The following is a 19,863-nucleotide window of genomic DNA, read 5'->3' as shown; positions in this document are numbered from 1 at the left end:
CGGGCCTCGCCCTTCGAGACGCCTGCTTCGCAGGCTCCTCAGGGTGAGGGGATAAAGTGAAGCTGTCGCGCGAGATCCCGGGTCGATGCTTTGCATCGCCCGGGACGACGATAGTATGGGACGACGGTGGTGCGTCAGCTCACGCGCTTCCAGGTCTGGCCGCCGCAGAACATGCCGCCGAAGGCGCAACCCTGCACGCGCATTGCATTCGGGCCCTTCATCGCGATGGTCGAATCGTAGTTCTTGCCGGAGTCGGGGTCGTGGATGCGGCCGCTCCACTTCGCGCCCTCGGGCTTCATGTTGATCAGGATGCGCTCGTTGGTCTTCGCGGCGTAGCCGCAGAGATTGGCGCCGCACTGTTCGACGCGGACATTGCCCTTGTTCTCTTCGGTGGCCCAGACGCCGATCGGCGTGTTGGCGGCCAGCGCAGGCGCGCCGGCAACCGGAGCCGGCGCAACCGCGACCGGCGCGGGGGCGGCAGCGGGAGCAGGAGTCGCAACGGGCGCAGTCTGCGTCGTGGTGTCGTAGCCCGCGGCCGGGCCAGCGGCAACCGTCGTGGCCGGAGCCGCGATAGCGGGCGCTGCCGGCGCGGTCGACTGCACCGGGGCCTGTTGCTGCACTGGAGCCGGCGCGGGCTGCGCGGTCGTGGCCGGAGCCGGCGTGGTGTCGATGTCATCGTCCTTGGAGCCAAAGTCTTTGGAGCCAAGGCCCTTGAGATTGATGTTGCTCAGCTTGATCGGCTTCTCCGACAGGCCCGGTGCGACGATGGTCACGCAGTTGAGCGAGGCGCAGTTGCGCGGCGTCTCGATGCGGATGTGCTGGCCTTCGATCTGGAACGAGAGCGAATTGCCGGCATGCGCGGCGGCGGTCGAAGCGAGGAAGAGGGCAGTGGCGGCGATGGTGAGCTTGTTCATGACAACCTCCGAAAAATGTGTGGTCCCGATAGGACTGAAGTCACCCGTGGATGAAGCGTGGTTCGACCCTACGCCGGGCCGATCGAGCGTTCTGTGATAGACGTCACAACGGCTCGCCGCCGCTGGGTGAGGCAGCGCACATTCAGCCGCGATTCCATCTGCGTAACGTCTCGAGACACAGAGGCAGGCGCCGATGATGCGGCTTGTGACTTCGCTTGGCACATTGATCGCGCTGATGGCGCTCACTGAAGCGTCGACCAGGGGCGAGAGCGTGCTCGTCAACATGAAACCGAAAACGCACGACGTCTGGACCGGCAACATCTACAGCCGCTCCAGCGGCAGCACCTATTATGCGGCGATGACGCTGAAGAGCTCCGGCAAGCTCCACGTCGAAGCCTGCGCGCTCGGCCACTTCTGGTGTTCCGGAAACGACCGGAGGCGAGCCGAAGAGCAGCCGGAGAAATTGATCACAATGTCGCGGCAGTGGAGCGCGCGGTCGTAAGGGAAGCGTTCGATACCGCCGATTGAAGCCGCTAGATCATGCCGAGCACGATGGCGCCGACGAAGGCGATGGCGAGGTAGGCGGTGATAACGCTCAGTCTCCCGGCGAACGTCATGAGGTCGCTCCCGCTGTCGCGCCGCCCTGCGCGAGAGCGTCATGGTTAACAGAGAGTCTCTTTCCGAAAAAGCCAGCCTTGCTGTCGCTCGTCACCGGCAGGCGCGCCTGCGAGCGCGGGCCGGCATGGTTAAAGAAGACTGAAATCAACACGTTGAAGAGTCTTTAAGTAAATTCACCGAACGTGCGTGCATGACGCGCGGAGTTCGTTTGTATCTCGTCGGCTCCATCGTCCTTGTTTCGCTAGCGGGTTGCGGACGCGGCTTCTTCCAGGCCGAACGTGAACCGTGGCGGGCCGAGGCCGAAGCCGCATGCCTGAAATCAGGCGCGGTGAAAGAGGGGCCGGATCTCGTCCGCATCGACCCGATCTCCGGGCCGGGGATGTGCGGCGCGGAGTTTCCGCTCAAGGTCGCCGCCCTCGGCGAAGGCTCGAGCAGCTACGGCTTTGCCGATGAGGAACTGCGTCCGCCCGGGAGCGTCGGCAACCAGCCGCGCTGGCCGGTGACGCAGCCGCGATCGAATTACCCGCAAGGCCAGAACTATCCGCAACGCTCAAACTATCCCGAGAGCGCGGTGCGGCAGCCTTCCGGCTATGGCGCCTCGCCTGGTCCAATGCCTCTGAATGCACCCGGCGTGGCGCAGCAGGAGGACGAGATCGACCTGCCGCCCGAGGGCACCGATGCATCGGGCGCCGCGCGCTACATGAATGCACCAAGCTATCCGGCGCGGCCGGCGCCGTATTCGCAGGCGCCCGCGCAGCAGCCGCTGCCGCGTCTTGGTCCGGCGCAGGGCAATCCCGTCACCGCCGTGGGCCCCGTCGCCGTGAAGCCGACCGCGACGCTGGCCTGTCCGATCGTCTCCGAGCTCGACCGTTGGCTTGCAGATACCGTGCAGCCCTCGGCAATGCGCTGGTTTGGCGCTCGCGTCGCCGAGATCAAGCAGATCTCCGCCTATTCCTGCCGCGGCATGAACGGCAATTCGCACGCCCACATTTCCGAGCACGCGTTCGGCAATGCGCTCGACATCGCAGCGTTCGTGCTCGCCGACGGCCGCCGCGTCACCGTGAAGGATGGTTGGCGCGGCATACCGGAAGAGCAGGGATTTTTGCGTGACGTGCAGTCCGGCGCGTGCGCGCATTTCACCACGGTGTTGGCGCCGGGATCGAACGTCTATCACTACGATCACATCCATGTCGATCTGATGCGCCGTGCCAGCCGTCGCCTGATCTGCCAGCCCGCCGCCGTCTCCGGCGAAGAGGTTGCCGCGCAAGCGGGCCGGCGCAATCCTTATGCGAATGCGCGCGATCCCTCCGTGACCGGCTCGCTCGGTGCGCGCAAGAGCGCCGCGCACAAGCGCGAAGAAGACGAGTATGCGGACGACTAGAAATGTCCGCTGATATCGTCCGCTATCTCACCCACCCGCAAGTGCAAATCGATCCCGACGTGCCGGTCCCGCAATGGGGCCTCAGCCCGGTCGGCCGAACACGCACCGAATCGCTGGCGCAGGCGAGCTGGCTCGCCAGCACCACGCAGATCGTCTCCAGCGGCGAGCGCAAGGCGATCGAGACCGCCGAGATCATTGCAGGCCCGCTCCGCCGGCGGCGGTCATTGTTTCGCGTTCGCGCGCAACGGGCGCCGAGTCCTGCACGCGTGGCGCCGCATGGAATATCTGGACCGGCCGGCCTCGCGCTGAGCCCTGCCTGTTCAGCCGACGCCGTGTCTTCGGCAGAGCGCATCTCGGGCGCAAAAATTTGCGCACTCGCAATTCTTGTCTAAATCGTTGAAATCAAAACGACAATTGTGTCGTGGCGGGCTTTGCCGGAAGTTGGCACAATCGCTGCAATGGGGAGGCTGCCACGAAACGGCGCTGCCGGCGCCGTGAGCCAGCGGACCCCGTCATGCAGATGCCTGTCGCCCCTCCTTACTCGGATATCGAACGGCGCGTGCTGTCGCACATCACGGAGGAGCGCTGGCTTGAACTCGCATCCGAACTGATCCGCACCGGCCAGCCCCGTTCCGGCAATCCGCTGGATCCCGATTTGCCGCCTGCCGAGGAAGAGGCGATCTCGATGCTGGTCGCGGGCAAGCTCGAAGCGCTCGGCATGGAGGTCACCAAGCACAGCGCGCAGCCGCACCGGCCGAACGTGCTCGGCGTGCTCAAGGGACGGGCCGGCGCGCCCTCGCTCATTCTCAACGATCACCTCGACACCTATCCGGTCGTCGAGCCCGAGAAATGGCACATGACGGATTTCGATCCGTTCAAAGCGACGCGCCACGGCGATCTGCTTTATGCACGCGGCACGTCCGACACGCGCGGGAACCTCGCAGCATCGCTGCTCGCAGTGCAGGCCCTGATCGAAGCGGGTGTGAAGTTCGATGGCACCTTGATGTGCTGCTACACCGTCGATGAGGAGCGGAACGGCACCGAGGGCTCCATCTACATGCTGAACAAGGTCGGCCTTGCCGCCGACTACGAGATCACCGCCGAGCCGACAGCGTGGGGTGACGTCAACAAGGACTGGGGCATGAACCTGTCGGTGGCCAATTCCGGCCACTGCCTGATCGAGCTCACCGTTCACGGGATCAAGTCGCACATCTGGCGGCCGGACATCAGCGTCAACGCCATCATGGAAGCGGCAAGGCTGTTGCCGAAGTTGAAGGACATGGCGTTCACGCATGTGCCGAGCAAGTTCATGGGCCATACGCCGCCCTGCTGCGCCGTGGTGCGCATTCGGGCCGGCCTGCCTGGCGAGATGCAGTTCTCGCCGGATGCCTGCACCATTACGCTCGCCGTGGTCGGCATCGTGCCCGGCGTGACGCTGTCGAGCGTGATCTCGGACATCGAGCGTCTCGGACGGGACACTTTTGCGGGCGTGAACGACGTCAAGGTGGGGGTGCGCCAGGTGCCTGGATCGCTGTTCGTCAACGCGACCGAACCGGTGCCGGTCGAGGAGGAGCCCTGCCGCTCCTTGCGCACGGTTTACCGGCGTCTGATGGGCCGCGAGCTCGGGGTCAACCGCAAGAATGCCTTCAACGACACGATCCGCTTCCGCGAAGCCGGCATCAATGCGGTGACGTTCGGTCCCGGAGAAGACGGCTGGGCCGTCGACAACGAGAGCATCTCGATCACCAAGTCGGTGATGGCGACGCGGATCTACGCGCTGACCATCATGCAGATCCTGGGAGTGCGGACATGAGCGTCGAGGCGAGCCCCATGGCCATTCCGATCTCGGCGGATCGCACGCGACGCGGCAGCCTGCGGCTGCGGCTTCCGAAGGTCTCTCGATCGGTGCTGCTCTCGACGCTTACCGTCGCAGTGCTGCTGGCTGGCTGGGCCATCGTCACGGAGAGGGGCTGGGCCAACGAGCTGTTCCTGCCGAAGCCGCAGGCGGTTTGGGCCGCGTTCGTCAAGTCGATGACGAAGGGATATCAGGGCGCGACACTGCTTCAGCATCTCGGCGCAAGCCTCTATCGTATCCTCACGGCCTTCACGCTGGCCTGCCTGATCGGCATTCCGCTCGGCGTCATCATGGGCGTGTCGCGCAACGCACGCGCGCTGCTCAATCCGTTGATCGAGTTCTACCGGCCACTGCCGCCGCTCGGCCTGTATACGCTGCTGGTGATGTGGCTCGGCATCGGTGAGAGCTCGAAGCTGTCGCTGCTGTTTCTTGCCGGCTTGCCGGGCATCGTCATCTCGACGATCCAGGCCGTGACCAGCGTGGACCCCGTCTATGTGCGCGCCGCACAGTCGCTCGGTGCGACCCGGCGCCACCTGCTCTTTCACGTCTGCCTGCCGGCGGCGGGACCGCTGATTCTCGCCGGCATGCGCATCTCGCTCGGATTTACCTACACCGTTCTCGTCGCCGCCGAAATCGTCGCGGCATCCGCCGGCATCGGCTGGATGATCTGGGACGCCGCAAAATTCCTGCTCTCCGACATCGTGATCATGGGGCTGATCGTGCTCGGTCTCACCGGCGTCGTGCTCGACCTCATTATGCGCGGCATCGCGAAACTGCTGATGCCGTGGGCCTGAATCCAACCTGATCGAAGGGGAGATCGACATGATCAAGAGACTGATTGCGACGCTCGCAGTTGCCACGTTGGCGCTCACGGCCGCGGTACGCGCCGAGGACAAGCCGGCGAAGGTGACCGTCGGCTATTTGAACCTCGTGAACGCGCAGCTGGTCACCAAGCATCTTGGCCTGCTCGCCAAGGAGATGCCGGGCGTCGACATCAAGTACGTCAAGATCGGCGGCGGCGGCGACATGCTGCGCGCGATCGCCGGCAACGACGTCGACTTCGGCGGTCTCGGCAACCCGCCAACCGCGATCGGCGCGACGCGCGCCCTGCCGATCAAGGGCATCCTGGTGATCAACATGCTCGACTACGTCGAGTCGATGGTGGTTCGCACCGACAAGAACATCACCTCGCTCAAGGACCTCAAGGGCAAGACGGTGGCGGCGCCGTTCGGCTCCACGACACACTACCTCCTGCTCCAGGCGCTCAAGGACGAGGGTGTCGATCCCGCCTCGATGAAGATCTTGGACCTCGCGCCGTCGGACATCGCGGCGGCCTGGCTTCGCGGCGACATCGACGCTGCCTGGTTCTGGGAGCCGAATCTCGGCAAGGCCGTGAAGAATGGCGGCAAGATCCTCGTCACCTCGGGCGACATGGCCAAGCGCGGTTACCCGACCTGGGACATCGGCGTCGTCATGAACGCGTTCGCGGAGAAGTACCCGTCCTACGTCGATAAGTTCATCAGGGCCGAATGCGAAGGCATCGAATTCTGGCTGAAGAACCCGGAAAAGACCGCGGAGATCATCGCGGAAGAGCTTTCGCTGCCCATCGAGGACGCGCAGCGAATGATGGAGGGCACCGGGATGGTTCCCTGCAACAGGCAGCTCACGGAGGAGTATCTCGGCACATCCGCGAAAAAGGGCAAGTTCGTCGACACGCTGGCCTCGACCGCCGACTTCCTGGTGAAGCAGGAGCGCCTGCCGAAGCTGCTGCCGCGCGCCGACTTCGAAGCCTTCATCCAGCCCGCATATCTGGAGAAGGTGATCGGCCGCTAAGGTCGGTGCCGGCGGGCTTGTCTCGCCGGCGCATTGCCAATTCCTGCAAGCACGTGACCGACATGAATCTCGCACCTCGCCACCTCCGTGCCGCCTATCGCAGCGGTGAGCTCAAGCCGTCCGATGTCGCCGCGCATGTGCTTTCGCGCCTCGACGACGCCGACCAGAGCGGCGTCTGGATCTCGACGGCAAATCCCGAAAGCGTCATGGCAAAGGCGCGCGCGCTCGATGCTCGCATAGGCGAGATCGGCCAACTGCCGCTCTACGGCCTCGTGTTCTCGGTCAAGGATTGTATCGATGTGGCCGGCGAGCAGACCACCTCGGCCTGCCCGGAATTCGCCTACACCGCGAAAGACACGAGCCCGGTTGTCGCCGACGCCATCGCCGCCGGCGCGATCTATCTCGGCAAAACCAACATGGATCAGTTCGCGACCGGCCTGGTCGGCGTGCGCTCGCCCTATGGCATCGCCCGCAACCCGCATCACCCCGACTACATCCCGGGCGGCTCCAGCTCGGGCGCCGCGGTATCGGTCGCGACAGGCACCTCGTCCTTTGCCTTCGGCACCGATACCGGCGGATCGGGCAGGGTCCCGGCGTCCTATTGTGGCGTTACCGGCTTCAAGCCGGCGCCCGGCGCCTTCAGTCAGCGCGGCATGGTCTATGCGTGCCGAAGTTTTGATACTATTTCGCTCTACACGCGCGATCCCCGCGATGGCCACGACGTCTATCGCGTGTTGGCGCGGCGCGATGCCGAGGACTGCTTTTCACCGGTAGATTTCGCCGGATGGACGGAGCAGGCATCCCCAGCGCGGCCGCTCAACATCGCAACGCCGCGTCCGGATCAGCTCAGGTTCTTCGGCAATTCGGAGACGGAGGCGCTGTTCGGCGATGGGCTCCGCAAGCTGCGGCGGCTCGATCTGTCGGTCGCGTCGATCGATTTCTCGCCGTTCATTTCGGTCAACGACCTGATGTTTTTCGGACCTTTCCTCGCCGAGCGGGACGTCTCGGTCGGCGATTCCTCGACGCCAACCCGGACGCGGGCGTGAAGATCGTGCGCGACCTCGTCATCGGCAGCCGGAAGTTTACGGCGGCCGACGCCTATCGTGCGCTCTACAAGGTCAAGGAGGTCCAGCGATCGCTGCGCGATTTCTGGCAAGATCACGACGCGCTGGTCGTGCCCACGGTCGGCACCGTGCTGAGCATCGACGACGTCGCGCGCGATCCGCTGATGGCCAACTTCAACAACGGCTATTATACAAATTACGCCAACCCGCTGGGCCTCACCGCCATCGCCGTTCCGAACGCCGTCACCGCAGCAGGCGTGCCCTATGGCGTCACGTTTCTGGCGCCGGCCGGCCGGGAGCGCCTGCTCACCGATCTGGCTTGCGCGTTCATGGAGGCGGCAGCCGAACCTCAACATCTGCGCCGCGTTGCAATCGGAGCGGAGACCTCCTAGCCTTCGAGCCGTCACTCGAAGGGAGACCGATCGTGGAGCGCAGCGATGCGCATGAGGTGGCCGATCCAGGTGAGCCGCGCGCTGAGCTGCCACGGCCCGGGACCGGACGTTATGTGCTGAAGGCGTTGGACAAGCCCGATCTGGACCTGGTGATGCGAACCGGCAGGCTCGCGACCTACCAGAACCGCGAATATCTGCTGCGGGAGGGCGAGCCCGCGAATGGCATCCACATCATCCTGAACGGGATCGTCGAAAGCACCCATGCCGGCACGCAAGGGCGCGAACTGATGCTGTCGACCTGGGAGGCAGGTGACTTCGTCGGCGCGCCCTATATCCTCGGCGATCATCGCCACAGCTGGTCAGCCCGCGCGCTTGGGCGGGTCGAAGCACTGCATCTCGACCAGGATGCGGTCCGCCGGTTGATCGCGCAGTCGCCGTCATTCGCAGTCGCGCTGATCGAGTGCCTCGGCTTCAAGGGCGAGACCTATTCGATGCTGGCGCAGACGCTGGCGGGACAGAAGGCGGCGGAACGGTTGGTCCTGCTCCTGGTCAAGCTGTGCGAGAACGCGGCCCAGGATGAGAGCGGCTCGATCTCGCTCGGCCGCATCACGCAGGCCAATCTGGCGCGCATGATCGGCGCAACGCGCCAGTCGATCAGCCTGATCCTCAGCCGCCTCCAGGACGACGGCATCATCTCGACCGGCGCGACCAAGATGGTCGTCAACGATCTGGCCGCGCTGAGGAGGCAGGTTACCGACTAGGCGTGTACTCATAAAGGTCAGCTTACCGACGCAAACGGAAGTCTCCCGCCTTGAGCATGATGGGCGGTGTGTGACCCGAACCGCACGTCCATTCAACATCACCGCAACAACTTGTAAGGGCCGTGAACCTAGTCAGCAACCCTGACCAACGCAAAGCCACAAAACTCTGGTAGGTTCAAGCATCCGGGCGTTTGGCCCCTGCGGGGAGGCAATGGTGACAGACTCAGAAGTCTCCAGTGACCGACCGAATAAACCGGCATCCGATAGTGACCCACTGAACAAAACGCCATCTGATGACGAGCCTCCGGACCAACCGGTATCGACTCGCAACTTTAAGGGTCGCTTCCGAGTGCGAATGCAATTGATCGGCGGGGCGCTCGCTTCGATCGCGGCTATCGGTGCGATCGCGGGTGGCCTCGTCGGCTATTGGACTGTGTGGAAGACGCTTCGTACCGACGTGTTTCCGGACAAGCAACAGACGCAGAGGGAGGCTATGGCCCGGCCCGACATTGCTCCCCGCTTGTCACTTGTCATTCTGCCGTTCGCAAACGTTAGCAACGATCTGGAGCAGGACTATTTCGCCGACGGCATCACAACCGACCTAACGACCGACCTCGCGCAAATGCCCGGCGCGTTCGTTATCGGACGCGGAACGGCGTTTACATACAAGAACAAGCAGATCGACTTCAGAACGCTCGGCAAGGACCTTGGCATCCGCTGGGCGGTCCAGGGCGCGGTGCGGCGCAACGGGGATCAGGTTCGGGTCAACGTATCACTTACGGATATCGCGAGCGGTCGGGACGTCTGGTCCGATCGTTTCGACGGCGATCGTACGAACCTCGCCGCCTTGCAGGACCAGATCACAGCGCGGCTCGCTCGCTCGCTTAACATTGAACTGATCCAGGCGGAAAGCCGTCGCAGCGAAGTAGACCGATCGAGAAATCCAGACGCTACGGACTTCACGATGCGCGGCTGGGCAAAGCTCTATGGGCCGCAGTCGAAGATCCAAAATGGTCAGGCAAAGGACCTATTCGATGACGCGCTGCGCCTCGATCCGGACAACGTCGAAGCCATGATTGGCAAAGCGCGGTGTCTAGCGGCTGGTGTGAACAACCGATGGTCTACATCCGTTGTCGAAGACAAAAAGCAAGCGATCGGCCTGATCGACAGAGTTCTGTCCAAAAGCTCGGCAAGCGCGAGTGCTCATACGACCAAGGGAACCATTCTTCTATTTGGACGTCCTGAGGAGGCATTGGCTGAATACGATACGGCGCTCGAAATTGATCCAAATAATCCAGCTGCCTACGCTGCTAAAGCAATTGCACTCGTCGCCTCCGGGCGCGCGCGCGAAGCCTTCTCGCCGGTCCAGTTGGCTCTCCGTCTCAGTCCCAGAGATCCTTTTGCTTTCCAATGGCGCTTCTGGCTCTGTCATGCACACTTGCACCTGCACCAATATGGAGAAGCGATCGAGGAATGCGGGCGCTCGGTCAATCTGAACAACTCGCACATGTACGCTTATGTAGATCTGACTTCGGCTTATGGAGCCACGGGGCAATTGGAACAGGCACAGCGGAGCTTGACTGAATTGAACAAGCTGCGACCAGACTTCACGATCCATTGGTACCGTGATCTTGTGTACTCAATGTCAACCAACCCGCAGTTTCGCCGCGAGATCGACGACATTCTCGATGGGCTGAGGAAGGGAGGGGTCCGTGAGTAATAAGAAGCAAGGCTATTCGCTTGCTGACGTCGACGGCCTCTTACATCTCGAATGTCACCTATTGGCCCCATCTGCGACCTCGGAGGCCATCCGCTCTTCGGCCGGTGTTGGCGTTAAACCGGACATCAGGCGGCCGGCCGCTCAATGAGTGCACGCCTACCGCCCGGTGCCGTAGAAAATCATTTTCAGGCCGACTTCGACCGTGCTGGGACCAAGCCCATGCAGTGCTGCACCTCGGCCGGGACATTGTAGGTCCGCATGATGTGGCGGCTGTCGCGCAAGCCGGATGCCTCACGCTGCACCACGAACATCCAGAGCGCGTGGCCGGCTTCCATCACCAGCTTGCGCCTGGCCGGTTGCATCGAGGCCGGCACCTCGGGGAGGGCATGGGCGGCGTCGAACTCGCGCAAGCGCGCTAGCGCCTGTTCGAGCGTGTGGCCCATCCGTCCAAGCGCGGAGGCCTGTTCCTGAACGATCTCGTAATGGAGGATATCGACCGGCGGCCGAAGATCACGGGACATGGGACCCAATATAGGACCGCCGGAACGGCCTGCAACGCATGCCCAGCTTGGCGCTACTTCGCCCGATAAGCCGCCAGGAACATCCGCGTCGCGCTGTCGACGACTTCGGTCATGCGCTCTTCCGACGGTGCGGGTGCGGCCTGGAAGACGAAGGGCAGGAAGAGCGAGGCCTTGCACAGCTCCATGAACTGCGACGCCGCAAGGTCGCAATCGTCGATATCGAGATCGCCAGTGACGACATGGGCTTTGAGATAGTCGGAGAGGCGATTGATGGTCTTGTCCAGCACCCGCGCATAATAGCGGCGGCCGACATCGGGCATGCGTTCGGCGATCGCCATCACGGTGCGGATTGCGGACCCGCCGCCGGGCCGGCACAGCAGATGGATGTAGGCCTGGCCGAAATCCTTCAGCGTGGTCTCGGCGTCGCGGGCGGGATCGAAATTGAACACGACCTGGCCGTGCTGCAGCGCCTCCTGCTCGAGGATGGCTTCGAACAGCGCGGATTTGTCGGCGAAGTAGACGTAAAGCGTGCCCTTGGAGACCTGCGCCGCGCGGGCGATCTCGCCCATGCTGGCACCGTCGAAACCGAGATCCATGAACACCTTACGCGCCCCGTCCAGGATCTGGCGCCGCTTGGAGCTGTCCTCTTCTTGGACGACGTGTAGTTGTTCGCGGCCGGTTACAACCATTGGTTTAGGGTCTCGGAAGGTTTTTGGATCGGTCCAGGGCCATGAAACCGAAATAAAGGATTCGGGCCAGTAGCGTCTGCCCGGGAATATTATCTATATTGACCGAACCGTTCGGTCAATGGTATTTGAGATGGGCGAGAGGGAACCGGCCGCACGGCGGCCGTCCCTCATCGCGCTTTTGGGGAAGCCTTTATGGCCGTATTGAGAGACCAGTCTGCGCGCGTTCTTCGCCAGGACACGGTGGAGACGCCGGCGCCCGCGGGCGGTGACGCCGCCACCGAGACGTCCGCAGTTCTCGCCGAGCAGTTGCGCTCTCATGTGACCGAGGAAACCAAGCGCCGCACCAGCGATGCGCCGGAGAAACCCGTGACCGACAAGCCGGCCGCAGCCCCAGAGGCGACCGCTGCCGCCGCCGCTCCGAAGTCGGGCAAGCGCAAATTCGTGATGATGGGAGTAGGCCTGGTGCTGGCGCTCGCGGCCGCGAGCTATGCCGGCTATTACACGCTGGTCGGGCGCTTCTACGTTGCCACTGACGACGCCTATGTCCGCGCCAACAACACCATGCTGGGCGCGCGCGTTGCCGGTCACATCTCCTCGATCCTTGCTGGCGACAACGCCACGGTGCGTGCCGGCGACATCGTCTTCCGCATCGACGACGGCGACTACAAGATCGCAGTCGACGCCGCCGCGACCAGGATCGCGACCCAGCAGGCCACCATCGATCGCATCGGCCGCCAGGTTGCGGCGCTCGACAGCCAAGTCGCGCAGGCCAAGGCGCAGTTCGTGTCCGCCGAAGCCGGCCTCAAGCGCGCCGACCTTGATTACGAGCGCCAGCAGGCTCTGAACAGCAAGGGCTTTGCCTCACGCGCCACCTTCGAAACTTCGGAAGCCGGACGTGACCAGGGCGCCGCCGCGGTCAAGGCCGCGCAGGCCGCCTATGACGTCGCGGTCAGCAATGTCGACGTCGCCAAGGCGCAGCAAGCCGAAGCGCAGGCGCAACTCGCCGAGCTCAAGACCACGCTCGCCAAGGCCGAGCGTGATCTCAGCTTCACTGCGGTGCGCGCGCCGGTCGACGGCACGTTCTCGAATCGCCTCGTCAGTGCCGGCGACTTCGTCGCGGTCGGCCAGCGGCTCGGCAACGTCGTGCCGCTCGACAACGTCTATATCGACGCCAATTTCAAGGAAACCCAGCTCAAGCGCATCCGTCCCGGCCAGCCGGTGACGATCAAGGTCGATGCCTACGGCATGCGCAAGTTCTCCGGCGTCGTCGACAGCATCGCGGCGGGTTCGGGCTCGGTGTTCACGCTGCTCCCGCCTGACAACGCCACCGGCAACTTCACCAAGATCGTGCAGCGCGTGCCGGTCCGAATCCGCGTGCCGAAATCGGTGGCGAGGCAAAACCTGCTCCGCGCCGGCATGTCGGTCTATGCGACCGTCGACACCAACAAGGGCGCGGTCGACGCCGACAGCGAAATCGATCTCGACGATCCCACCACGGTCCATCCGCAGTAGCGCGCCGGCGCTTCGAGGTCAGGCCATGGCGAACGCCACCACCGCTTCACCTGCCATGATGGCGGACCCCGCTTCGGAGCGCATCGCGCCGAAGCGGCTGTTCGCTTTCATCATCATGGTGTTCGGGATGTTCATGTCGATCCTGGACATCCAGATCGTCTCGGCGTCCCTGAGCGAGATCCAGGCCGGCCTGTCGGCAAGCTCCAGTGAGGTCTCCTGGGTCCAGACCGCCTATCTGATCGCCGAAGTGATCGCGATCCCGCTGTCGGGATTTTTGTCGCGCGCCTTCGGCACGCGGCTGTTGTTCGCGATTTCTGCCGCCGGCTTCACCGCTTCGAGTCTGCTCTGCGGCTTCGCCACCACCATCGAGGAGATGATCCTCTGGCGCGCGCTCCAGGGCTTTCTGGGCGCCGGCATGATCCCGACCGTGTTCGCCTCGGCTTACACTGTCTTCCCGCGCTCCAAATTCCACATCGTCGGTCCCATCATCGGCTTGGTCGCGACGTTGGCCCCGACCATTGGGCCGACCGTCGGCGGCTACATCACCGACCTGATGTCGTGGAACTGGCTGTTCTTCATCAACATCGTGCCCGGCATCGGCATCACCCTGGGCGTGCTGGCGCTGGTCGATTTCGACGAGCCGCATTTCGAATTGCTCGACCGCTTCGACTGGTGGGGCCTGCTGTTCATGGCCGGCTTCCTCGGCACGCTGGAATACGTGCTGGAGGAAGGCCCGCAATACGAATGGCTGCAGGACCCCTCGGTCGCGATCTGCGCCTGGATCTGCGGTATCTCGGCGATCGCCTTCTTCTGGCGCGTGTTCACGGCGGCCGAGCCGATCGTCAATCTGCGTACGTTCTCGAACCGCAATTTCGCAATCGGCTGCGTACTTCAGTTCTGCATCGGCATCGGCCTCTACGGCCTGACCTATATCTATCCGCGCTATCTTGCCGAGGTGCGCGGCTACAGCGCGCTGATGATCGGCGAGACCATGTTCGTCTCGGGCATCACCATGTTCCTGGTCGCGCCGCTGGTCGGCCGTCTCATGGCGAAGTACGACATGCGGTACATGATCGCGTTCGGCCTCGTCGTGTTCGCGATCGGCTCCTACCAGATGACCTGGATCACGCGCGACTACGATTTCTACGAGCTTCTCGTGCCGCAGATCCTGCGCGGCATCGGCATGATGTTCGCGATGGTGCCGACCAACAACATCGCGCTCGGCACGCTGGCGCCGGACCGGGTGAAGAATGCCTCGGGCCTGTTCAACCTGATGCGCAACCTCGGCGGCGCGGTCGGGCTTGCGGTCATCAATACCGTGCTCAACGACCGCACGGACCTGCACATCACCCGCCTGCAGGAGCGCGTGACCTGGGGCAATGCCACCGCGACCGAAACCCTGACCATGTTCATGCAGAAGTTTCAGGGGCTCGGCGACTCCACGCTGATGGCGATGAAGCAGCTCAGCCAGATCGTGCATCGCCAGGCCGTGGTGATGAGCTTCGGCGATGCTTTCTTCATCCTGACGCTGTTCTATCTCGGCCTCACCCTCACGGTCACGCTGCTGAAGAGGCCTGCCTCGCCGTTCGGCGCTAGCGGCGACGCGCACTAATTTGCAACACTCGTGCGTGATCTCGCGCGAGCCCCGTTGCAAATCACCAATGGCACATCTATAAAGCGCACCTCATTCAATCGAACCGGGAGGATTTGCATGATTTCGTCGCATTCGCAGATCGTACGCCCGCGCTCGATGATGTTCTGGCTCGGTATGTGCTCGGCCTTCTAGAGGCCTCTTCCGCCAGCTTCGATTGGGCTTCCAGTTCCGATCGCTCCGCTCCCCAAGTCAAAGCCAAGTTCAAGTGACGCCGTCTCGGCCCTCGCGGCCGGCCTGCGTCCATCAATGGAGCCGGCCTGCGCCAAAAGCGGCCGGATGATGCCATGGCCGCTCTGTCAAAAAAGCCCGCAGCGATACGCGTCGTGCTGCCCTTCGTGTTCCGGCACTGGCTGAAGCAGCCGGGGCGTACGCTTGTCGTCGTTGGCAGCCTGCTGGGCGCGACCGCCGCCGACTTGTTCATGCCGGTATTCTCGGGGCACCTGATCGATGCCCTGACGCGCGGTCCGTCGGATTCCGATGCGCGTCACGCGGCGCTGGTCGCGTTCGGCGCCATCGTGGCGCTCGGCGCGGCCTCGATGGTGCTGCGGCTCGCAGGACTGCAGGTGATCGTGCCGTTCACGCTGAAGATCATGTCCGAGGTCGCGCAGGACGCGTTCATGCGCGTGCAGCGCTTCTCGACCGACTGGCACGCCAACTCGTTCGCGGGCTCGACCGTGCGCAAGATCACGCGCGGCATGTGGGCGCTCGACCTGTTGAACGACACCGTCCTGCTGGCGCTGCTGCCCTCGCTGGTCGTGCTGATCGGGTCGATGGTCCTGCTCGGCGTGCACTGGGCCTCGCTCGGCGGGGTGATCGCGCTCGGCGCGCTGGTCTATGTCACGATGACGGTGCTGTTCTCGACGCGCTACATCGCGCCGGCCGCGCGCGTCTCCAACGCCTGGGACACCAAGGTCGGCGGCACGCTGGCGGATGCGCTGACCTGCAACGCCGTGGTGAAATCCTTCGGCGCGGAAGCGCGCGAGGATGCGCGGCTCGCCCGCGTCATCAACCGCTGGCGCGTACGCGTGCGGCGGACCTGGCTTCGCTACAACACCACCGCCGTGGCGCAGCTCTCGCTGCTGCTGGTCTTGCGCGCCTCCGTGATCGGCGGCGCGGTGCTGCTGTGGATGTCCGGGCATGCCTCGCCCGGCGACGTCACCTATGTGCTGACGAGCTACTACGTCATCCACGCCTATTTGCGCGACGTCGGAATGCACATCAACAACCTCCAGCGCTCGGTCAACGACATGGAGGAGCTGGTGGCGATCCACGACGAGCCGATCGGGATTGCGGATGCGACGGACGCGCGGCCGATTGCGATCGAGAGCGGCGAGATCGTGTTCGACGGCGTCACGTTCCACTATGGCGGCCATCGCGCGCCGCTGTACGACGGACTGTCGGTCACGATCCGCGCCGGCGAACGCGTCGGTCTCGTCGGCCGCTCCGGCTCCGGCAAGACCACCTTCGTCAAGCTGGTGCAGCGGCTCTACGACATCACCGGTGGTCGCGTGCTGATCGACGGGCAGGACATCGCGCTGGCCATGCAGCAAGCGCTGCGCAGCCAGATCGCGATCGTGCAGCAGGACCCGATCCTGTTTCACCGCTCGCTCGCCGAGAACATCGCCTATGGCCGGCCCGGGGCCAGCGTGGAGGCGATCGAGCAGGCGGCGAGGCTGGCGAATGCGCACGACTTCATCCTGCGCCTGCCGAAGGGCTACGGCACGCTTGTCGGCGAGCGCGGCGTCAAACTCTCGGGCGGCGAGCGGCAGCGCGTGGCGCTGGCGCGCGCCTTCCTGGCGGACGCGCCGGTGCTGATCCTGGACGAGGCGACATCGAGCCTCGATTCAGAATCGGAGGCGCTGATCCAGCAAGCGATGGAGCGGCTGATGAGGGGCCGGACTTCGATCGTGATCGCGCACCGGCTGTCGACGGTGCGGAGCATGGATCGGATCCTGGTGTTCGACCGCGGCGAGATCGTCGAGCAAGGCACGCATGCCAAGCTCGCGGCCAAGCCAGACGGCATTTATCGCGGACTGTTGAGCGCCAGGTGGTGGAGCTCGGACATCTCGCAGCAGCGGAATGAATGACGCGCGGCCGGCGGACGAAGATCCGGAGGCCGCGTCGTCAAAGGTGGGATGACATGAAAGACCTGACCAACGGCTCCGTCGCGAAGCACATCCTGGCCATGGCACCGCCGATCATGGTGGGCATGATCACGATCATGCTCTGCCAGCTGGTCGATCTGTACTTCGTCTCGGGCTTGGGCGATGCCGCGGTTGCGGGCGTGGCGGCGGCCGGCAATGCCGGCTTTCTCGTCAACGCGCTGATGCAGGTGCTCGGCGTCGGCTCGGTGGCGCTGATCGCGCATGCGGTGGGTCGCAAGGATCGGCCCGATGCCAATTTGATCTTCAACCAGGCGATCGTGCTGTCGGTGCTGTTCGGCTTGTTGACCCTGGTCGCGGGCGCCGCGCTGTCGCGCGCCTACATGCGTTCGGTTGCCGCGGATCAAGCCACGATCGAGGCGGGGACCACGTACCTGTTGTGGTTCATGCCGGCGCTCGCGCTGCAGTTCGCGACCCAGGTGATGGGATCCGCGCTGCGGGCCACCGGCATCGTACGTCCCGCCATGTTGGTGCAGGCGCTTGCGGTGGTCATCAATATCGCGCTGGCGCCGGTCCTTATTTTGGGCTGGGGCACGGGCCATGCGCTCGGCGTTGCCGGGGCGGGGCTGGCGAGTTCGATCGCGGTGTTGATCGGCGTCGTGATGCTGCTTGCGTATTTCCGCAAGGTCGAGCGCTATGTCGCCTTCAATCCGGCGCAGTGGCGTCCGCAGGCGCACCATCTGAAGCGCATTCTCAACGTCGGTCTGCCCGCCGGTGGCGAGTTCGCGATGATGTTCATCCTCATGGCGGTGGTCTATTTCGTGCTGCGCGATTTCGGCGCGGCAGCGCAGGCGGGTTTCGGGATCGGACAACGTGTGCTGGGCCTGATCCAGATGCCGGCGCTTGCGATCGCGCTCGCCGCCGGGCCGATCGCCGGCCAGAACATGGGCGCCGGAAAAGGCGAGCGCGTGCGCGAAACCTTTGTCAAGGCGGCGCTGATCACCAGTGCCGTGATGATCGGCTTCATGTGCCTTGCTCAGTCGAAGCCGCAGCTCCTGCTCGCCGGCTTCTCGAACGATCGCGAAACCATGGAGGTCGCTTTCCTGTTCCTGCGGATCATCTCGCTCAACATGGTGGCGCAGGGCCTGATCTTCACCTGCTCGAGCATGTTCCAGGGCCTCGGCAATACCAAGCCTGTGTTGTGGAGCTCGGCAACGCGCGTGTTCACCTATTCGCTGCCTGCGATCTGGCTGTCGACGCGGCCGGGCTTTCGGATGGAGTACGTCTGGTACCTGTCGATCGCGGCAACCACGTTGCAGGCGGCCCTGAGCTTGTGGCTGCTACGCCGCGAATTCGGGAAGCGCCTGGTGGTGCACGAGGCGGCTCCAGAGCAGGCTGCACCCGAATCCGTGCCGTCTCCTGCACGTGCGCCCGCGTAGCGATCGCTTGTCCCCGCCCCACGGCTCCGGCTAATTTGCCGCGCCGTGGGGATACGGCTGCAAGGAGCCAAATGACCGACTCGCATCTGTTCGATTTCGCAGAGGGCTGGATCTACGTGCTCGGCGTCGGCATTGCCGGCGGCATGGCGCTGGCCGCGAAGAAAATGCGAATTTAGTGCGTGCCAAAACTGTTCCAGACGAGGCCGAGGCCCGACAGGAACAACAGACCGAGCACGACATCGCCAAAATGCTTGTCGCTCAATGCGTGATAGACGCGCGCGCCGGCCCATGCGCCGATCAGCGTGCCCGGAAATGCGACCACCGCGAGCCAGACGACCTTGAACTCAACAAGGCCCGAGGCCGTCTGCAACACCAAAGCGGTGGCGAGCACCGTGAAATTGAACAGCTGGAAGATGCCGCGCCGCTCGTGCTTGTTCCAGCCGCGGATGTTGGCCCACAGGATTGGCAGCGGGCCCGACAATCCGGCCAGACCGCCAAGAATGCCGCCGGCAAAGCCGATCGCGCCGTCGGCGATCCGACCGCCGAAGGCAATGGCGAGCGGCTTCTTGTTGAGGTACAGCGCGCTCGAGAAGATCAGCAGCAGCACGCCGACGCTCAGCTTGAACACTTTTGGATCGGCGGAGGCGACCAGCATGGTGCCCAGCGGCACGCCGATCAGTCCTCCGATCAGGAACGGCCAGACCAGCGAGAGATCAAAACTCTTCCACATCGACGGCAGTGTCGAGCTCTGCGCGATCACCGAACAGATCAGCACCAGGGGCACCGCGAGCGACGGCGGCAGCACGTAGAGCCAGATGCCGAGCGCCATCAGCGCCGTGCCGAATCCGGCAAGGCCCGAGACGAAGCCTCCGGCTAGTGCGCCGAACAGCAGCAGCGCGTAGGTGAGCGTGTCCAACAGATTATCCCTGTTATCTGAGCGATCCCGAACTGTTGATCGCCATCGCTCGCATAGCACAGCTGCGGCTATGCCGGTCAATTTCAAAACTGCACGCAAGCGTGATCCCCGACGGCGGACGTTCGCGAAAGACAGGCCTACATGATGCTCGTACCGCAACCTGGGGGCCCGCCCGACGCCATCATGCGGTTCGATTGGCCGGTCACCCGAACGAGAATATGGAGAAGGACGATGACCCGCACGAAGATTGCCGTTGCAGCCGCGCTATTGTCGGCGGCGGCTTTGATGCCGACAATGGCGCAGGCGCAGTTTTCCGAGCCTGCGGCCTATCAGGCTGCCCATCCGGACCGCGATGTTCTGAATGGCGGCCAGCTCACGCCCGCCGCGCGCGGGGCCCGCGAGACCGTTGCGCCAAGCGAGGCCTATGCGGCCTATCCGTCTCCCGTCGCGCCGGCTGTTCGCTCCCACCATCGCCGCCAGCATCGATAAGTA

At 64.0% G+C, this 19,863-nt stretch carries 17 protein-coding genes and 2 pseudogenes; 15 read left to right on the top strand and 4 right to left on the bottom strand.

Annotated features, from left to right (window positions below; genetic code table 11):
• Positions 1-134: 134 nt before the first annotated feature.
• Positions 135-914: a DUF2147 domain-containing protein gene (locus IVB27_RS07630; protein WP_247442618.1), complete on the bottom strand. Its 780-nt coding sequence runs from the start codon at positions 912-914 to the stop codon at positions 135-137.
• Between the two features lie 235 nt (positions 915-1,149).
• On the opposite strand from IVB27_RS07630, the pseudogene IVB27_RS07625 reads away from it, so the two are divergent.
• The 10 genes and pseudogenes from IVB27_RS07625 to IVB27_RS07580 all read left to right on the top strand — a co-directional run.
• A pseudogene (locus IVB27_RS07625) lies at positions 1,150-1,416 on the top strand (DUF2147 domain-containing protein); the annotation flags it as partial.
• Positions 1,417-1,722: 306 nt separating this feature from the next.
• Complete coding sequence (locus IVB27_RS07620; protein WP_247442613.1) at positions 1,723-2,913, top strand: extensin-like domain-containing protein; 1,191 nt, start codon at positions 1,723-1,725, stop codon at positions 2,911-2,913.
• A gap of 2 nt (positions 2,914-2,915) precedes the next feature.
• A complete protein-coding gene (locus IVB27_RS43215; RefSeq protein ID WP_345946841.1) occupies positions 2,916-3,305 on the top strand; it encodes a hypothetical protein in 390 nt (129 codons plus the stop codon).
• A gap of 122 nt (positions 3,306-3,427) precedes the next feature.
• Positions 3,428-4,726, top strand: a complete 1,299-nt coding sequence (locus tag IVB27_RS07610; RefSeq protein WP_247442611.1) for a M20 family metallopeptidase — start codon at positions 3,428-3,430, stop codon at positions 4,724-4,726.
• Positions 4,723-5,562 (top strand): ABC transporter permease, encoded by an 840-nt coding sequence (locus IVB27_RS07605; protein WP_247442609.1) that lies wholly within the window; start codon positions 4,723-4,725, stop codon positions 5,560-5,562. The genes IVB27_RS07610 and IVB27_RS07605 overlap by 4 nt, the downstream gene beginning before the upstream one ends.
• 28 nt (positions 5,563-5,590) lie before the next feature.
• On the top strand, positions 5,591-6,601 hold the full coding sequence (locus tag IVB27_RS07600) for a taurine ABC transporter substrate-binding protein (protein ID WP_247442606.1): 1,011 nt from the start codon (positions 5,591-5,593) through the stop codon (positions 6,599-6,601).
• Positions 6,602-6,663: 62 nt separating this feature from the next.
• Complete coding sequence (locus tag IVB27_RS07595; RefSeq protein WP_247442604.1) at positions 6,664-7,647, top strand: amidase family protein; 984 nt, start codon at positions 6,664-6,666, stop codon at positions 7,645-7,647.
• Positions 7,644-8,057, top strand: a complete 414-nt coding sequence (locus IVB27_RS07590; RefSeq protein WP_247442602.1) for an amidase family protein — start codon at positions 7,644-7,646, stop codon at positions 8,055-8,057. Before IVB27_RS07595 ends, IVB27_RS07590 begins: the two co-directional genes overlap by 4 nt.
• Before the next feature lie 32 nt (positions 8,058-8,089).
• Positions 8,090-8,818: a Crp/Fnr family transcriptional regulator gene (locus IVB27_RS07585; protein WP_247442599.1), complete on the top strand. Its 729-nt coding sequence runs from the start codon at positions 8,090-8,092 to the stop codon at positions 8,816-8,818.
• A gap of 355 nt (positions 8,819-9,173) precedes the next feature.
• Positions 9,174-10,538, top strand: coding sequence for a tetratricopeptide repeat protein (locus tag IVB27_RS07580; RefSeq protein WP_247442596.1), 1,365 nt, complete (start codon positions 9,174-9,176; stop codon positions 10,536-10,538).
• Positions 10,539-10,723: 185 nt separating this feature from the next.
• Here IVB27_RS07580 and IVB27_RS07575 read toward each other — a convergent pair whose 3' ends face one another.
• Both IVB27_RS07575 and IVB27_RS07570 read right to left on the bottom strand, forming a co-directional pair.
• Positions 10,724-11,059 carry a DUF6665 family protein gene (locus IVB27_RS07575; protein ID WP_247442593.1) on the bottom strand — a complete coding sequence of 112 codons (336 nt, stop codon included), beginning with the start codon at positions 11,057-11,059 and terminating at the stop codon, positions 10,724-10,726.
• A gap of 53 nt (positions 11,060-11,112) precedes the next feature.
• A complete protein-coding gene (locus tag IVB27_RS07570) occupies positions 11,113-11,748 on the bottom strand; it encodes a TetR/AcrR family transcriptional regulator (RefSeq protein ID WP_247442591.1) in 636 nt (211 codons plus the stop codon).
• Between the two features lie 192 nt (positions 11,749-11,940).
• Between IVB27_RS07570 and IVB27_RS07565 the strand changes: the two genes are divergently transcribed.
• The 4 genes and pseudogenes from IVB27_RS07565 to IVB27_RS07550 all read left to right on the top strand — a co-directional run bounded on the left by IVB27_RS07565 (position 11,941) and on the right by IVB27_RS07550 (position 18,455).
• Positions 11,941-13,260, top strand: coding sequence for an HlyD family secretion protein (locus IVB27_RS07565; protein WP_247442589.1), 1,320 nt, complete (start codon positions 11,941-11,943; stop codon positions 13,258-13,260).
• 25 nt (positions 13,261-13,285) lie between these two features.
• A complete protein-coding gene (locus IVB27_RS07560; RefSeq protein ID WP_247442588.1) occupies positions 13,286-14,872 on the top strand; it encodes a DHA2 family efflux MFS transporter permease subunit in 1,587 nt (528 codons plus the stop codon).
• A 326-nt stretch (positions 14,873-15,198) separates the two neighbouring features.
• A pseudogene (locus tag IVB27_RS07555) lies at positions 15,199-16,997 on the top strand (ABC transporter ATP-binding protein).
• Positions 16,998-17,054: 57 nt separating this feature from the next.
• Positions 17,055-18,455 (top strand): MATE family efflux transporter, encoded by a 1,401-nt coding sequence (locus tag IVB27_RS07550; protein WP_247442583.1) that lies wholly within the window; start codon positions 17,055-17,057, stop codon positions 18,453-18,455.
• 172 nt (positions 18,456-18,627) lie between these two features.
• On the opposite strand, the gene IVB27_RS07545 is transcribed toward IVB27_RS07550, so the two are convergent.
• Positions 18,628-19,371 (bottom strand): sulfite exporter TauE/SafE family protein, encoded by a 744-nt coding sequence (locus tag IVB27_RS07545; RefSeq protein ID WP_247442581.1) that lies wholly within the window; start codon positions 19,369-19,371, stop codon positions 18,628-18,630.
• Between the two features lie 231 nt (positions 19,372-19,602).
• Here IVB27_RS07545 and IVB27_RS07540 point away from each other — a divergent pair, with 231 nt between their 5' ends.
• Positions 19,603-19,860, top strand: coding sequence for a hypothetical protein (locus IVB27_RS07540; protein ID WP_247442580.1), 258 nt, complete (start codon positions 19,603-19,605; stop codon positions 19,858-19,860).
• Positions 19,861-19,863 lie beyond the last annotated feature (3 nt).

This window comes from Bradyrhizobium sp. 197 (assembly GCF_023073375.1).
Classification (GTDB): Bacteria; Pseudomonadota; Alphaproteobacteria; order Rhizobiales; family Xanthobacteraceae; genus Bradyrhizobium.
This window is presented reverse-complemented; position numbering and strand designations above follow the sequence as displayed.

Bases quoted from the DNA above. Each gene is read 5' to 3' on its own strand.
- IVB27_RS07630 (WP_247442618.1), bottom strand. From the start codon at position 914: ATGAACAAGCTCACCATCGCCGCCACTGCCCTCTTCCTCGCTTCGACC.
- IVB27_RS07620 (WP_247442613.1), top strand. From the start codon at position 1,723: ATGACGCGCGGAGTTCGTTTGTATCTCGTCGGCTCCATCGTCCTTGTT.
- IVB27_RS43215 (WP_345946841.1), top strand. From the start codon at position 2,916: ATGTCCGCTGATATCGTCCGCTATCTCACCCACCCGCAAGTGCAAATC.
- IVB27_RS07610 (WP_247442611.1), top strand. From the start codon at position 3,428: ATGCAGATGCCTGTCGCCCCTCCTTACTCGGATATCGAACGGCGCGTG.
- IVB27_RS07605 (WP_247442609.1), top strand. From the start codon at position 4,723: ATGAGCGTCGAGGCGAGCCCCATGGCCATTCCGATCTCGGCGGATCGC.
- IVB27_RS07600 (WP_247442606.1), top strand. From the start codon at position 5,591: ATGATCAAGAGACTGATTGCGACGCTCGCAGTTGCCACGTTGGCGCTC.
- IVB27_RS07595 (WP_247442604.1), top strand. From the start codon at position 6,664: ATGAATCTCGCACCTCGCCACCTCCGTGCCGCCTATCGCAGCGGTGAG.
- IVB27_RS07580 (WP_247442596.1), top strand. From the start codon at position 9,174: ATGCAATTGATCGGCGGGGCGCTCGCTTCGATCGCGGCTATCGGTGCG.
- IVB27_RS07575 (WP_247442593.1), bottom strand. From the start codon at position 11,059: ATGTCCCGTGATCTTCGGCCGCCGGTCGATATCCTCCATTACGAGATC.
- IVB27_RS07570 (WP_247442591.1), bottom strand. From the start codon at position 11,748: ATGGTTGTAACCGGCCGCGAACAACTACACGTCGTCCAAGAAGAGGAC.
- IVB27_RS07565 (WP_247442589.1), top strand. From the start codon at position 11,941: ATGGCCGTATTGAGAGACCAGTCTGCGCGCGTTCTTCGCCAGGACACG.
- IVB27_RS07560 (WP_247442588.1), top strand. From the start codon at position 13,286: ATGGCGAACGCCACCACCGCTTCACCTGCCATGATGGCGGACCCCGCT.
- IVB27_RS07550 (WP_247442583.1), top strand. From the start codon at position 17,055: ATGAAAGACCTGACCAACGGCTCCGTCGCGAAGCACATCCTGGCCATG.
- IVB27_RS07540 (WP_247442580.1), top strand. From the start codon at position 19,603: ATGACCCGCACGAAGATTGCCGTTGCAGCCGCGCTATTGTCGGCGGCG.